This is a genomic window from Aminiphilus circumscriptus DSM 16581 (genome assembly GCF_000526375.1).
Lineage (GTDB): Bacteria > Synergistota > Synergistia > Synergistales > Aminiphilaceae > Aminiphilus > Aminiphilus circumscriptus.
In genome coordinates this window covers 26693-41133 of the sequence record NZ_JAFY01000001.1, presented here as the reverse complement: position 1 = coordinate 41133, position 14441 = coordinate 26693, and the positions used below count along the sequence as shown (strand labels likewise).

Here is a 14441-nt window from a genome sequence, read left to right as displayed (position 1 = left end):
CTCTCCGGGCGCGCCGGAGAAATCCGTCGTCAGACGAAGATTTCCTTGGCGAGAAACACGAGGCAGAGCCCGATCATCAGGGGGCTCGCCTCCTTCGTCTTTCCCGTGGCGAGCTTGAGCACCACGAAGGAGATGATGCCGAACTCGATGCCGTGGGCGATGCTGTAGGAGAAGGGCATGACCAGCAGCGCCACGCAGGCGGGAACGAAATCCGTCCAGTCGTCGAAATCGAGTTCCCGCAGGCCCATCATCATGAAGATGCCCACCAGGATCAGCGCCGGTGCGGTCGCGCAGGCGGGGACGATGGAGACCAGGGGAGAGAAGAAGAGCGCCGCGAGGAAGAGGAGTGCCGTCACCAGAGCGGTGAGCCCCGTGCGCCCTCCCTGCTCCACGCCGGAGGCGCTCTCCACGTAGGAGGTCACGGTGGAGGTGCCGAGCACGGCTCCGGCGGTGGTGCCGATGGCATCCGCGAGAAGGGCCTGCTGCGCCCGGGGGAGCTGTCCTTTGGCGTCGAGCATGCCCGCCCGGTTCGTGACACCCACGAGGGTGCCCACGGTGTCGAAGAAATCCACGAAGAAGAAGGAGAAGAGGACGATCCAGAAATTCGCGTTCCCCACCATGGAGAAATCCATCTTGCCGAAGATGGGCGCGATGGAGGGCGGCAGGGAGACGATTCCCTCCGGGGCCTTGCTCACGCCCAGAACCACCGAGAGGGCCGTGATGGCCAGAATTCCCAGCAGGATGGAGCCGCGCACCTTCCGCGCCTCAAGGGCCACCATGAGGAAGAACCCGAGAAAGGCAAGGAGCACCGGCGTGCTCTTGAGATCCCCCAGCCCCACGAGCACCGCGTCGTTCTTCACGATGATCCCCGCGCTCTGAAGGCCGATGAAGGCGATGAAGAGCCCGATCCCCGCGGAGATGCCGATCTTCAGGGACTTGGGAATGCCGTTGACGATGCTCTCCCGCAGGCGGGTCATGGTGAGAAGGATGAAGAGCACCCCTTCGAGGAAGATCGCCGCCAGCGCCACCTCCCAGGAGATGCCCATGCCGAGCACCACTCCGAAGGCGAAGAAGGCGTTGAGTCCCATGCCGGGGGCCAGGGCGATGGGATAGTTGGCGAGAAAGGCCATGCAGAGCGTGGCCAGGGCGCTGGCCAGACAGGTGGCCACCATGAGCGGGCCGAAGGGCATGCCCGTGTTGGAGAGGATGCTCGGATTCACGAAGATGATATAGGCCATGGTCATGAAGGTGGTGATGCCCGCGAGAATTTCCGTCTTGCCGTCACTCCCCGCCTCACGGACGGAGAAACGGCGTTCGAGCCAGGACAGCATGCGATTCCCTCCTCAAAAAAATGTTTTTTCAGAAGATGTTTTCAGAAAATGTTCTCGGCCTGCGGCCCGGATTTCCCGACACGTTCGGTTCTTGCGGTTCCCCCGGCTGGCGTCCGCTGTGCACAGCCGTTTCCGCGCCGGGCGCCATTTTTCAAGCGCGGTTCTTCCGCCGTCCGTGCCCTTTTTCGGTGCATCCGTGGTCCGGACGCGCTTCAGGGCATGTCTTTGCACCGTGCGCACCATCTCCGCGTTCTCCCGCGCCGCTTCCTTCGCGTTCCATGCCACGCTCGTCCTCCCCGCCATTCCTCTCCGCGGATGCTCCTCACGCTCCTTCCACGAAGAGCGACTGCGCTCCGCCCCTCGACAAATCCACGTATCCCGTGTCGGCGAGCTTCAGCTCGGGAATCACGGAGAGGCAGAGAAAGCTCATGGCCATGAAGGGGTGATCGAGGGGCGTTCCAAGCCGGGCCGCCGCGGCTTCCACGGCGTCGAGCCCCGCCACGACCTCCTCCGCCGTTCCGGCGTGCATGAGCCCCCCCACGGAAAGCGACAGCGACGCCAGCACCTCGTCCCCCCGCACGGCAACCAGGCCGCCCCCCGCGGCGACGAGTGCCGCCAGGGCGCGCCGGACGGATCCCGCATCCATGCCCGCGGCGACGAAGTTGTGCGCGTCGTGGGCCACGGAGGATCCCAGCGCCCCCTCGCGAAGCCCGAGCCCCTGGACGAATCCGAGGGCAAGACGCCCCGTTCCCCGGTTCTTCTCCAGCACGGCGAGGAGCGCCAGATCCCGCGCCGCCTCCGGAACCGCCCGTCCGTCCCGGACCGACGGCTCCACGACGCGGTGCTCCGTCACCACCTGCCCGGGGCGGAGGCCGATCACCCGGAGCCGTGCACCCTTCGGCACGGCAGGGGAGAAGGCCTCTTCCGGCGGCAGGGCGACCCGGAGGGGGACTCCTGCGGGAGGCATCGCCCGGGGCACGGCAAGGGCGGCGAGGCGCCCTTCCGCCGCCACGAGGCGCCCGTGCTTCCACACCCGCCGGACCCGGCAGGATTCGAGATCGTCCACCGCCACCAGGTCCGCCACATATCCCGGCGCCACCGCGCCCCGGTCCCGATGCCCGAAATACGAGGCGGGAGAGAGGGTCACCATGCGCAGCGCCGCCAGGGGCGAGATGCCGTGCCGCACGGCGAGGCGGATCTTCTCGTCCATGTGCCCCCGGTCACGCAGATACCGGGCCGTCAGGTCGTCGCTCACCAGCATGCACCGGCTCGACCGGGCCTCGTCCGCCGCCACGAGGGGAGCCAGCTCCTCCAGGTTGTGCTCCGTCGCCCCCTCGCGGATCATGAGCCACATGCCCCGGCGCAGTTTTTCCAGCCCCTCCGCGGCGGTGACGCTCTCGTGGTCCGAGTCGCAGCCGCTCGCGCAGTAGGCGCAAAGCTCCCCGCCGGAAAGCCCCGGCGCGTGGCCGGACTTCACCCGGGACCCCGCGGCGAAGAGCTTGCTCCACAGCTCCGGGTCCCCCGACGTCACCGCGGGATAGTTCATCACCTCTCCCAGGGAGTCGCACCACCCCCGGGCGAAACAGGTCGCCAGGGCCGCCGCGTCCAGGGTCTCGAAGGCCGTCTCGAAGGGTGACGCGGGCACGCAGGATGGAGCCGCGTAGAAAAGCTCCACCGGGCAGCCCAACCCCTCGCGCCACATGTACTCCACTCCGGCGAGGCCGCAGGTGTTGGCGATCTCGTGGGGGTCCGCCGCCACCGCCGCCGTGCCCCGCACCGCCGCCAGCTCCGAAAAGGCCGCGGGGGTGAGGAGCGTGCTCTCGATGTGGCAGTGTCCGTCGAAAAACCCCGGCGCCAGCACCAGCCCCGAGAGATCCTCCTCCACCGCACCCCGGTATCCCTTTCCGACGCCCGCGATGCGCCCCTTCCAGAGCGCCACCTCCGCCTCCTCGTACTCCAGGGTGAAGACATTCGCGATCCGAGCCCCCCGAAGCACGAGGTCCGCGGGATGCTCCCCCCGCGCCACCGCCAAAAACGTCGCCATCGTCATCGCGCTTCCCTCCCGAAAGTCGGCTGCCCCGCCGTGGAAAATCCCCAGAGTCCCCGGGCCGGACGGGCCGGGCCGGAACACACGAGGGCGCCCCAGGCGCCGGGCATCACGAAAAGTATAGCACCCGGCGACGGGCGGAGACAGCAAAAGCACCGGTGTCACGACGCCCGAACGAGACCTTCCACCCCTGAAGACAGCCCCGGGCGCACACGCGCCGCCCAGAGGCCGGAGCGATTATGCTCTAAAGAGTGTGCAAAAAGTGCTTGCGGAGGGGGATTCAAAAAAAGAAGGTCATGGTGTAGGTTGTCTGCAGCGCACAAGCAACCCTAGCCCTTAGGAGGCGATACACCATGACCGGAAAGAAGCATAGCAGTCGTTTCGCTGGAATGAAAGCCCTTTTCGGGAACGAAACGGACGCCCTGAAGACCCTGATGAAGGAAGTGCTGCAAGAAATCCTTGACGGGGAAATGACGGAACTCCTTGGAGCCGAACGACATGAGCGCAACACAGAACGTACGGGTTATCGGTCAGGCTACTATACCCGAAGTCTGGTCACGCGAATCGGCAAGCTGGAACTGCGGATTCCCAGAGACCGCAACGGAGAATTCTCCACGGCACTGTTCGAGCGTTATCAGCGCAGTGAGAAGGCATTGGTGGCGGCTCTGGCGGAAATGTATGTGCAGGGCGTGTCCACGCGCAAAGTGACGGCGATCACCGAGGAATTGTGCGGACATCGTTTTTCCGCGAGCAGCATCAGCGCCATCAACAAAGGTCTCGATGAAGCCCTGTCTCGTTTTGCGAACCGTCCCCTTGACGAAGAGTACCCGTATTTGATTCTGGATGCTCGCTACGAGAAAGTTCGCGAGAACGGAGTTATCCGTTCCCAGGCGGTACAGATCGCCATCGGAATCAACCGGGAGGGGCAGCGGCAGATCTTGGCGGTGGAATTGGCTCCCCGTGAAACGGCAAGCAGTTGGAAAGAGTTTCTTCTCGGGCTCAAGCTACGGGGTTTGCGCGGTGTCGAATTCGTGGTATCCGACGACCACGCAGGACTTCGTTCGGCCATCGGAGAGACCCTGCTCGAAGCATCTTGGCAGCGTTGCTACGTCCATTTTCTGCGGAATGCTCTGGATCATCTGCCCCGTAAGGCCGATGACGATTGTCTCCAGGAACTCCGCTGGATCTACGACCGCCGGGACATTATGGAGGCCCACCGGGATCTGACGTCCTGGATCACCAAATGGCAGAGGAAATATCCGAAGCTTGTTGACTGGGTGGAGGAGAACATAGAGGAGACGCTGACCTTCTACCGGCTTCCCAGAGCACATCACAAGCATCTGAAGTCAACCAACATGCTGGAACGGCTCAACGAAGAGATCAAGAGAAGGACCCGGGTCGTCCGTATCTTCCCAAACACCGATGCATGTCAGCGCCTGATACGGGCACTTTGCGTCGAAACCCACGAGGCGTGGCTGGAGTCCAGTCGCTACCTCAACATGGACCTGTTGATCGAACACAAAAAGGCACTCTTGGAAAAGTGTGGCTAATCGCCGCAGACGGCCGCCAAACACCATGAAAACCTTTTTGCACAACTTGACGCACACAACTGCCGGAGCCCGAAGCGGCAAGGATGCGCCGCTTTCTTCGCCCGCACCCCGCTCCGGCGAAACGCTCCGCGCCCTTGGGGCAGGCAGGGGCGGCGAAAACGAGATCCCCGCGGGCGAATACATGCGCCTGCGGGGATCTCATCAGTCCGCGTTGCTCACACAGGGAGCGCGGGTCCCGGAGATGTCACGCCTCTGCGGGAGTCGCGCCGGTCCCGGAGATGTCACACCTCCTCGGGAGTCGCGCCAGCCCGCGTTGCTTCCTCTTGTCTGTCCTGGAGCCTTTGCACCGGAGCCGCGAAGGACGCTCTTCTCACCGGCAGCGCAGCAGGAAGAGCGGCAACGCGAGCAGGAGCGCCGCTGTGCCCGCACCCGCCGAACCGACGGAACACCCCGACCCGGAATCACCCTTCACCGGCACGAAGACCGTCGCCGTGTTGTCCTCGGGAGGATCGCCCACCTTGGGCACCACCCGCAGAAACACCCGGCGCGACCCCGGCGTTTCGAAGGTGTGGGGCACCGTGAGGGAGTACGTTTCGTTCGGTTTGATCCCAGGGATCAAGGGGCTGGCGAAGGCCGCTCCTCCCCGGTCGGGGTCCCCGTCGAAGAAGAAGAGCACGATGTCGCTCGTGGGCACATCGCCTTCGTTCCGGACGCTTCCCCGAAGCAGGACAACCTCCTCGGGATCGAAGGAGTGTCCGTCCTCGGGGGTGTTCGCGATCTCGAGCCCCGCCACGAGGTTCGGAGCCGCCTCGTCGAGGTCGCGTCCCTTTTCGGCGAACTCCGCGGCGAGAACTTGCTGGTTGCGATGCAGGAAGACCTCGTACCATCCGCGATTGTTGTCGAAGGGCTCGTTCAGGGCGCGCCCCGGAAGCTCCTCCACCGCCCTTTCGGGATTCACGGTGACGAGGACCCTGTAGTTGCCCTCGGCGAAGGAAGCGGTGTTCCACTGGAACGTCGCCTCCTCCCAGTTGGCCCTCGACGTCCCCCAGCGGTTGATCGGAGGCGTCCGGAAGCTCTCCAGCCGGACGGGATCACCCGTGGTCTTGCTGGTCTGCGGATCATAGGGAACGACCTCCGCACGAACCTCCACGGACGGACAGTCCTTCAGGCTGAAGTTGTGAACGCGCACGGCGACGACCGCGACTTCACCGAGGGGAATGGAGGTTCCGAGATCGGTCCCGTTCTTCCTCCGGAAGAAGATGCCCCGGATCTTCCGCGCCTCGGGATTCGTCCCGTCGCCGTCCTCCAGCCACGTCCAGGTATCGTTTCGATACTGCCAGAGGCGGGGAAGATTGAGCGCCGGATCGGGAGCCGCACCGTAGCGCGCGTTCCAGGCAGTCTGCCCGGCGATGTTTCCCGCGAGGTGCGGCGTCTTGAGAACTCCTTTGTCGGTCCTGTACATGAGCGGCGTGATCGTGTAGGCAAGGGGCGACGAGAGCGCTGGAACCTCCACCGCAAAGGCGTTCCGCTTCGTCACCGAGGTCTTGGACGAACTGGTGGTGGTGGTCCGCTCATCCATGTGGAAAGTCGCCGTCGCCGTGACGTCCCCCTTGAAGATCTTCACCTTGGCGCTGGCACTGCTTTGCACCTCAAGGTCGAGGCCCATGAAAACGCTCTGTGACTTGAGCTTCTCCCGAGCCTGCTCGCTGTTCCACTCGATGGTCCGGACGGAGCGGTTGCCGCCGCCGACGTCGAGCGTGACGAGCCCGGAGAGCAGGTTTTCGCTTTTGTAATCACCGATCTGCCCGCTGGCCGACGGATAGGAGAGGACGTTGCCGTTCATGTGGGTCGGGTGATACCAGCCCACGTTGCGTCCCGAGATGAAGTACACCGCCTGGTCCTCCGCGCTCGACTCGGGGACGGACACCTGATAATAGGTCTGCCCCTCCCTGGTCTTTCCCTCGGGCACGCTGAACCATCCGAGGATGGGATAACGCCAGAGGTGCACTCGGTGGCAGCGATAGAGGACGAAGTCATCGCGATTGGTCTCCCCCATGAGGGACGTGGACTGGGCCAAATAGCTCCTCGCCATGTCCTGTTCCTTTTTTTCGACGGAAGCATTGATGGAGGCTTTCACCTTCGCCGAGGCCGTCACCGCTCCCAGATCGACACCGCCTTCCACCTCCCTGCCGAGGGATCCCCCGAGATTGCTCTCCACGGCGAGCGTGTTGGTGGTCTCCAGGGACTCGGCCTCGCTCTGGGCGTACTGGATGAACAGCGCGTCCTGGCGCGTGTAGTTCGTCACGTTCCCCGAGGTGTCCCGGTCGATGTGCTTCGGCGGCTCGTTGAGAAAAAGAATCGGCGACACCTGGTTCTCCAGCGTGATGTGCGTCGGATAGCCGAGAAGCATGCTGTCGCCGTCCAGATCACCCACGAGGAGGTGGGAACTCGATCCGTAAGACGAGAGGATGGTCCAGGACTGGGTTTCTATCGACGCCCACTGCTCCTGCCGTTTCAGTGAGAACAGCCACATCCAGTTGCCGTGGAGGACGACCGCCTGCCCCTTGTTCTTCGTCGCCGCCGTGGGGTGCAGCTTTCCCGAGAAACTTCCCGTCTCCAGAGCCATATCTCCCCAGCCTATATCACTCAGGCCCGAGAGAGTCGTCTCGGCGAGAGCATGGCCTTCTCCGGCGTGGTAGAAAACGGCGACCTTCACCCCCTTGACGGGGCTAGAGAGGACAGGAAAGGCGATGACCGGTTCGTCCCTGCCGTCACCGTCGAGATCGGCCGCCCTGAGCCGGAAGGGTCCTGACAGCCACGACGAGAACGACGATACCCATATATCGCGCGTGAAGACCGTCGAAAAGGTCGCCCCTGCCTCGCCCTTGTCCACGCGCAACAGATGGACCCTTGGAGTGTCGTAAGAGGAGATGGAGAGGCAAGCGAGCATCGCCCGCCCGTTTCCCTCCCAGTCGGCGAAGGCGAGATCGAAGCCGTTCGGCCCGTAATAAAAAGACTGGGGCTTGCTGTCGAGCTGGTGCACGCCGAGAACGCGCACGCTCCGCCGGGCTCTGTCCACATCGAAAAGCACCACCACCGGATATCCCGACTCCGCCACGTACATGGCCGCAAATTCGTCCTTGCCGTCGCCGTTCACATCGCCGGCGGCAAGACGGATTGCCGATCTGGTGTCCATGCGCGGAATCGACGACGAGACAAAGGAGAAGGGGCTCCCCCACGGAAGAGACGTGGACAGAATCAGGAACTCCACGTTGTAAGTGCCGCCCGTGGCGTGGCCGTAGCCCACGATCAGCTCCTTCGCCCTGTCTCCGTCGAGATCCCCTGCGGCGACCCCAACCGTGTTGGGACGCACCGCTTCGTAACCCCGGTATCGTCCCGCCTCGGCCTTGTAGCCGTGCTGATCGACCGGCGTCAGCGAGAGAAGAAGATTGACATAGGAAACACCCGGCACCGATGCAGGAACCTCCCAGACCTGCGCCAGGTATTGTGTGTTTTTGTCGTCCCGCACCAGAATCGCCGCCTTGCCGATCTTTCCGTCCTGGCGCGGCGGCGGCGGCGTCCAGGAGGTATGTCGGTCGTTCAGGTTTCGCCATTCCCCATCCCTGAAGTTATCGTTGTTCGGCAGAAAGACGTCGGAATAGGGTGCGCTTCCGTAGAGCTGCCGAAGGACAATCATCTCCTCGTCGAGCAGAAGAGTATGTCCGTCGGAAAAAGGATCCGTGCTCCCCGACTCCTCCGCCGGAGCGGGCCGTACCGGAATCACAAGCATGAGGAGAAGGAGTGCGCACGACAGGATTCGCCCGCCCCTGCGGCGCAGCAGCTTTCCTGTCCCGGCAGGCACGACGACGCATCGGCTCATCCGATTCGGCAAGGCTGCCGCGCTCTCTCTGTCGCACCTGGTTCTCTTCGCAGATTCAGTCATGGATGCGCACCTCCCTGGCGGTTTCTCTCCGGGCTCCCGTCGGGAACGTTCCGGACACGCTCTTCAGCTCTCTTTCGTGGACTCTCTCCGACCATTCCTCGAAAAAACGGCACAAACCCCGGCGAGAGAGACATTTTCCCCGGGCAACTCGTGGAACAGCGAAGGCCGGCGAAGCTCCGCGTCGAAAAAAATGCGAAAAATCCCGAAGGAACGCAAAGAAAACCATAGGAACCTCTGATCAAGGAAGAATTGCCCTCTCTTGATCTCGATCGCCTCGCGTTTTTCCGAGGGCGGCGTGGTGTTTTTTAGAGCTTTCCATACACATGAAGAATAGCAAACTATCGAGGTGATGTCTAATCTCAACAGAGCATACATTTTGCCGTCCCGGCCCCTACTCGGATCGTCCGCATCGTCGGGCGTCGTCTCATCCCTGCGGCCCAATCCTCCCGTCAGGGGGTCCGGGCAGACCGCACCCGCACCCTCCGAATCCGCTCCGCAGGGACGTCTTTCTCCGACGGTCCGTCCTCCTGACCGTGCCGGGGAAATGCGCCTCCGCCGCCCCGCTCCTCCGAAGCACCCTGCGCCCTTCCGACATGTGCGCACTCCGACTTGAGTTCCGACCCGCCGGCGCCCGCCTCTCCTTCGCCATCTTCCCCGGAGGACGCCGAAAGAAACTCGAAGATCGGATCCCGGTCGTCGAGAAGGACAAAGAGCGTGTCCACCACATCCGGGTCGAACTCGGTCCCTCGGGCCTTTTCGAAAAAGTCCCGGATCTCCTCCAGCGACCAGGCGTCCTTGTAGGTGCGCTCGCTGGAGAGGGCATCGAACACGTCCGCCACGGCGAGAATCTTTCCCGCGAGGGAAAGTTCCTCGCCGGCAAGTCCCCGGGGATAGCCCCGGCCGTTCATCTTCTCGTGGTGCTCCTCCAGCGCCCGGAAGACCACCGGCGAGAAGGGCACCGCGGCGAGGATCTCCCTTCCGCGCACAGGGTGGGTCTTCACGAGGTCGTACTCCTCGGGAGTGAGCCTGCCCACCTTCTGGAGCACCGCGTCGGGAATGGCGATCTTGCCCACGTCATGCAGCAGGGCGCCCACGGCGAGCCCCTGCAGCTCCAGATGCGAGAAGCCCAGCTTCTCCCCGAGGCGGCAGGTCAGCGCCGCCACCCGCTCGGAGTGGCCCCCCGTGAGATGATCCTTCGCGTCGATGGCGTTCGCGATGGCCCGGGTCACGCCGTCGAGGAGGCGCAGGCGCTCTTCCTCGGCGGCCCGGTTGAGACTATGCAGCCGGGAGAGCATCGCGGTGGGGAAAAAAAGGGTGCATCCGAGGAGGGGCCACACGGGGGAGAGCCAGACGCCGAAGAGGCGGGCGCGCAGGGCGGAGAAGACGAGCAGAAGGACGAGCCCTCCCGCCGCCGCGGCGTTTCGTTTCCAGCCGGCCGCAAAGAGACCCGTCGCGAGAAAGAAGAGCGCGGCGACGAGAAAGAAAAGCGCCCCCAGGAGCGCGGCGTCGCTGTGCAGCGCCTTTCCGAAGGATTCCGACGCGGAGGAAAGGAACACGTCCATGCCCAGGGCCAGAAAGACCGATCCGGCCAGGTGCTCCACCCGCCCCCGCCGCGAGACGGGAAGGATGTCCCGGGCCAGAATTCCCGCCGCCTCGACGCCCACCACCACGAGTCTGTCCCGGAAGGCGTCCTCCGGCACCCGCCCTTCGAGCACCCGGGAGAACTCGAACACCGGAAAAAGCCGCTCGTCCGTCTCGGGAACGAAGAAGAGCCCCTCCGAATCCACGGCCACCCGCCGCGCACCCACGGACACCGTCCTGTCCGCCTCGTCCCAGGCGACGGGCTCGCCGGTGTGCGTCGCCACAGCCGCGAGGAACAGGGAGGGAAAGGCCCGCCCGCCGTGGCGCCACAGGGGAACCAGCGTGCGGTACACACCGTCGATGTCCGGCGCGACACCCGCCACGCCGAGAGCCGCCGCGGACCGGGCCAGTTCTTTGTAGGGAAGAAGCAGCGTCGCCCCGCCCTCTCCGGCATCCTCCGCGAGGTGGGTGGCGAAGACGCACCGCCCGTGGGCCTGTGCCGCCCGGGCGAGCAGTGCGTCCGCCTCGGCGTCGCTCGTCTCGGGAAAGAGAATGTCGTAGACGATGGTCCGCGCACCCAAAGCAGCAAGGCGCTCGATGAGCCCGGCGTGAATCCGGCGGCTCCAGGGCCATTGCCCCAGCGCCGCCAGAGACGTCTCCCGGGCCAGAACGAGAACGATCTCCCGCGAGGGGGCCGACGAAGGCATCCACAGGTACCGGAGATCGAGAAGCGAGCGGTCCGTTTTCTGCACGAAAAGAGGGGGATGCGTGAAAAGCAGCGCCGCCGCGCACACCGCCAGCGCGGCGAGAGACACCCCCCGCAGCAACAGCGCCGTGCGCACCCGCGCCTCCGCCGTCCGCGCCTCCTCAGGAATCGCCTTCGGAAGCACGACGCCACCGGAAGGGCGCTTGCGCCGCAACCGCCTCCTCCGTTCCGAGATCGAGAAGGATGCCCCGGATGGCGGCGGTCTTCGTGATGATGGTCACGTTGCCGGGAATCCGAAAGTCGTAGGAGTTCTTTTCGATGAGGTCCGCCATGTCGTCGGAGATCACGAGCGCGCCGTCCGCGGCGAGGCCCACGCCCTTGACGACAAGAACCGCTTCGTCCGCCCAGGCGGGAAGGGAAAAACCCAAAAGGACGCGGGCGACGTCGCAACGCGCTCCTGCTCCCGCCTCAGAAAGCGGTCCGTCCCGGCGCGGCACCCCAAAACGCGACGACTCTTCCTCCTCCTTCGCCACGTAGGCGGCCATTCCCTTTTCAAGAAAGGCGGTCCGGTCGATGAACTCCGGGCCGTACACCCTTCGCCCTCCTTCGCTCCGGACCCGCACCACCAGAGAGGGGCGAAAGGCAAGGGAGCGGGCGTCGAGAACCAGCTCGCGAAACCCCTTTCCCTCGTAAGCCGGAAGGGGCCTCCGCTGCACCTCGGGAATCTGGGACACCGCGGCCCTGCGCAGGGAACCCATCCGGACGCCTCCGTACACGGTGTAGATGCCGTCGCGCCAGTCCGAATCGTAGATTTCCACCTGGGCGATCACGCCCTCCACGGAACTTCTGACCACGTCCTTCGCCATGAAGTTCTCCAGCGTGGTGGTCGCCTCGATCCGGACCCCCTTGACGAACTCCAGAAGGTTCCGCTGCAGATCCGTCACCGCCGCCCTTCGGGCCAGGAGCTTTCCCTGGGGCGTGTCGCCGGAAAGGGGCGACACGCCCTGCCCGATGGCGCAGACCCGGTCCTCGTTCCAGACCACGCCGACGGCGCCGAAGAACGCCTTCTCACCCGAGAGATCTCCGGACTGCGCCGCCGTACTCTCCGCCGCAGAAGCGGCAGAGGCAAAACATGCGCACAAGGGAAAAAGGCCCGCGACGGAAGATGCCTCCCAAGGCGCACCTGTGCCGGTCCCTGCCCCGCCGAGGCCGACGCCGCCGAGGAACAAAAACAGGGCCGCCGCGAGCCCGCCCAGACGCACCGCGACACCGCGACCACAAGCACCACGTCCGCCCGAAACTTCCGGGCCCACCTCTCTCAGCCCCGGGGCCCGCACCCCCGTGGCACGCTCTCCGGCGGTGCACCTCCCCGGGACGGATCGGACCGAATCGCCCCTTGCAAAGGCTTTCCACACGATCCCCACCTCCTCGCAGCTCTCCACTCTTTCTCATGGAATCTCTGAATAAGGGTACGTCATCCCCGCAAAGCGCCTCGAAAAACTCGATGCAACCTAAGTTCAAGGGAAAGCGAAAATTCTTTCTTCAGAGGTTCCCTATAGAAATCTCTGAATAAGGCTGCGTCAGCCCCGAAAGTGCCTCGCAGAGCCTGATGCGACCCGAGCCAAGGAAAAGCGAAAGGCCTTTATTCAGAGCTTTCTATATTTTATAAAACATAAAACCTCTGAGGAACGCCGAATCGACCTCTTCGCTCCGGGAATCCCGACAACCCCGGAGTTCCGGACAGCGGCCACCTCCCGTTCTCTCCGCCCGCCATGCCGCCTTGAGATCCGGACAAAACCCCGTCACGAAAAAAGCGCGGAAAAGAGAAGCCACTCGCCGCTGCGTCACAGCGCCACGACAAGAGAAAAACGCGACTTCATCATACCCCAGGGAAACCGGTGGAACAACTCGCACACGACAGGGTGACACATACCGGAGCGAACCGAGCGGAAACAGCGCCGTTCCGCTGCGACGAACGGGGCGTCTTTTCCCCGTTTCGCGTCTCACAGACGAGGGGGGAGTTCTCTCACGACACCTTGATACACAGACGAACCCGTCGCAACCTCTCTTGACACCATCACATCAAAGCACAGAGAGAAAAACGACCTTCTCCGGAAAGGCCTGGAAATAGTCAGGATTAAGCAAACTCTTCTTCCCCTTTTTCGCACGGAATTTTCCTCGACCGCGCTCGAATTTCAATCGACACCCCACTGCGAACACAACAGGATTCGCGAAGCGACGCGAAAGAAGACGCCGGGCGCGTTACGTCTCCGTTCGCGCTCCATTCCATCCGTACACCGACATCAAAAATGGTGTGTGCGGATGAACACGAGAACGTCGGGGATGTTCCGGAAAAGGCGTTTCCTTTGCACACGACAAGGAAAGGACTATACTCATGTCCGGCAACATGATGGAAAATCAGGGGGAAAGGGCATGGACATGCACCGGCTCTACGTCTATTCCGGAACGGGAAACACGCTCCACGGAGCGGAGCGCATCGCCGAGGCTCTGGGCGGCGGAACGGAACTGATAAACATGGCGGGATGCCTGGGCAAGGCCACCGTCGGCGAGGGCGAGACCGTGGGCATCGCCTATCCGGTGCACGCCTTCGGGGCGCCGCTGGTGGTCCATCGTTTTCTCGAGACCTTCTCCGCCTCGCGGGAGAGCTGGGTCTACCTGTTCCTGACGAGCGGAGGCATGCCCCTCAGGGCGGCGGTGCAGGGAGTTCGTCTTCTGGCAAAGCGGGGCGTCCGGGTGCGAGGGGCATTCCACCAGCGAATGCCCGGAAACTATCCTCCCGTGTCCAATCCTCCCTCGGGAGCGAAGCTGGAAAAGATCGTCGCCGAGGCGGAGCAGGGGCTTGCGGCCATCTGTGACGCGGTGCGCTCCCGGCGGGAGACGCCCCCTTCGGGAGGGCTTTTCGCGTGGCTTTCCACCTTCGCGAATTCCCACGCCACGGCCAAGGTGGGACCGAAGGACCGGCGCTACCGCGCCACCGACGCCTGCACCTCCTGCGGCGTCTGCGCGACGGTCTGCCCCGTGGGGGACATCGCCCTCGACGAGCGGGGGCGCCCCCGCTGGCTCGGCGCGTGCACGGGGTGCATGGCCTGTTTCCACTGGTGCCCCGCCAAAGCCATCGAGTACAGCGCCACCTCGGCCTCGAAAAACCGCTACCACCACCCCGCGATCTCCCGGGAGCGCTATCTCGCCTGGAGTGCGGCGCACCGGAGCGCATAGCGCGGCGTGCGGACATCCGCACAGCAAGCGGGCCGGATCCCTGAGG

The 14441-nt window shown here is 64.2% G+C and carries 7 protein-coding genes; 2 read left to right on the top strand and 5 right to left on the bottom strand.

Annotated elements, in window-relative coordinates; all coding sequences use genetic code 11:
• Positions 1-29 precede the first annotated feature (29 nt).
• On the bottom strand, positions 30-1331 hold the full coding sequence (locus K349_RS0100155) for an NCS2 family permease (protein ID WP_025745559.1): 1302 nt from the start codon (positions 1329-1331) through the stop codon (positions 30-32).
• 322 nt (positions 1332-1653) lie between these two features.
• Positions 1654-3381: an adenine deaminase gene (locus K349_RS0100145; protein WP_025745556.1), complete on the bottom strand. Its 1728-nt coding sequence runs from the start codon at positions 3379-3381 to the stop codon at positions 1654-1656.
• Positions 3382-3767: 386 nt separating this feature from the next.
• On the opposite strand from K349_RS0100145, the gene K349_RS0100140 reads away from it, so the two are divergent.
• Complete coding sequence (locus K349_RS0100140; RefSeq protein ID WP_420834450.1) at positions 3768-4928, top strand: IS256 family transposase; 1161 nt, start codon at positions 3768-3770, stop codon at positions 4926-4928.
• 370 nt (positions 4929-5298) lie between these two features.
• Here K349_RS0100140 and K349_RS0100135 read toward each other — a convergent pair whose 3' ends face one another.
• The 3 genes from K349_RS0100135 to K349_RS0100120 all read right to left on the bottom strand — a co-directional run bounded on the left by K349_RS0100135 (position 5299) and on the right by K349_RS0100120 (position 12573).
• A complete protein-coding gene (locus K349_RS0100135; protein WP_025745552.1) occupies positions 5299-8871 on the bottom strand; it encodes a hypothetical protein in 3573 nt (1190 codons plus the stop codon).
• A gap of 449 nt (positions 8872-9320) precedes the next feature.
• Positions 9321-11372 carry an HD domain-containing phosphohydrolase gene (locus K349_RS17535; RefSeq protein WP_084460075.1) on the bottom strand — a complete coding sequence of 684 codons (2052 nt, stop codon included), beginning with the start codon at positions 11370-11372 and terminating at the stop codon, positions 9321-9323.
• On the bottom strand, positions 11320-12573 hold the full coding sequence (locus tag K349_RS0100120) for a hypothetical protein (RefSeq protein WP_025745546.1): 1254 nt from the start codon (positions 12571-12573) through the stop codon (positions 11320-11322). Before K349_RS0100120 ends, K349_RS17535 begins: the two co-directional genes overlap by 53 nt.
• 1018 nt (positions 12574-13591) lie before the next feature.
• Here K349_RS0100120 and K349_RS0100115 point away from each other — a divergent pair.
• The gene (locus tag K349_RS0100115; protein ID WP_025745544.1) at positions 13592-14395 is read left to right on the top strand and encodes an EFR1 family ferrodoxin; all 804 of its coding nucleotides are present in this window, start codon (positions 13592-13594) and stop codon (positions 14393-14395) included.
• Positions 14396-14441: the final 46 nt, after the last annotated feature.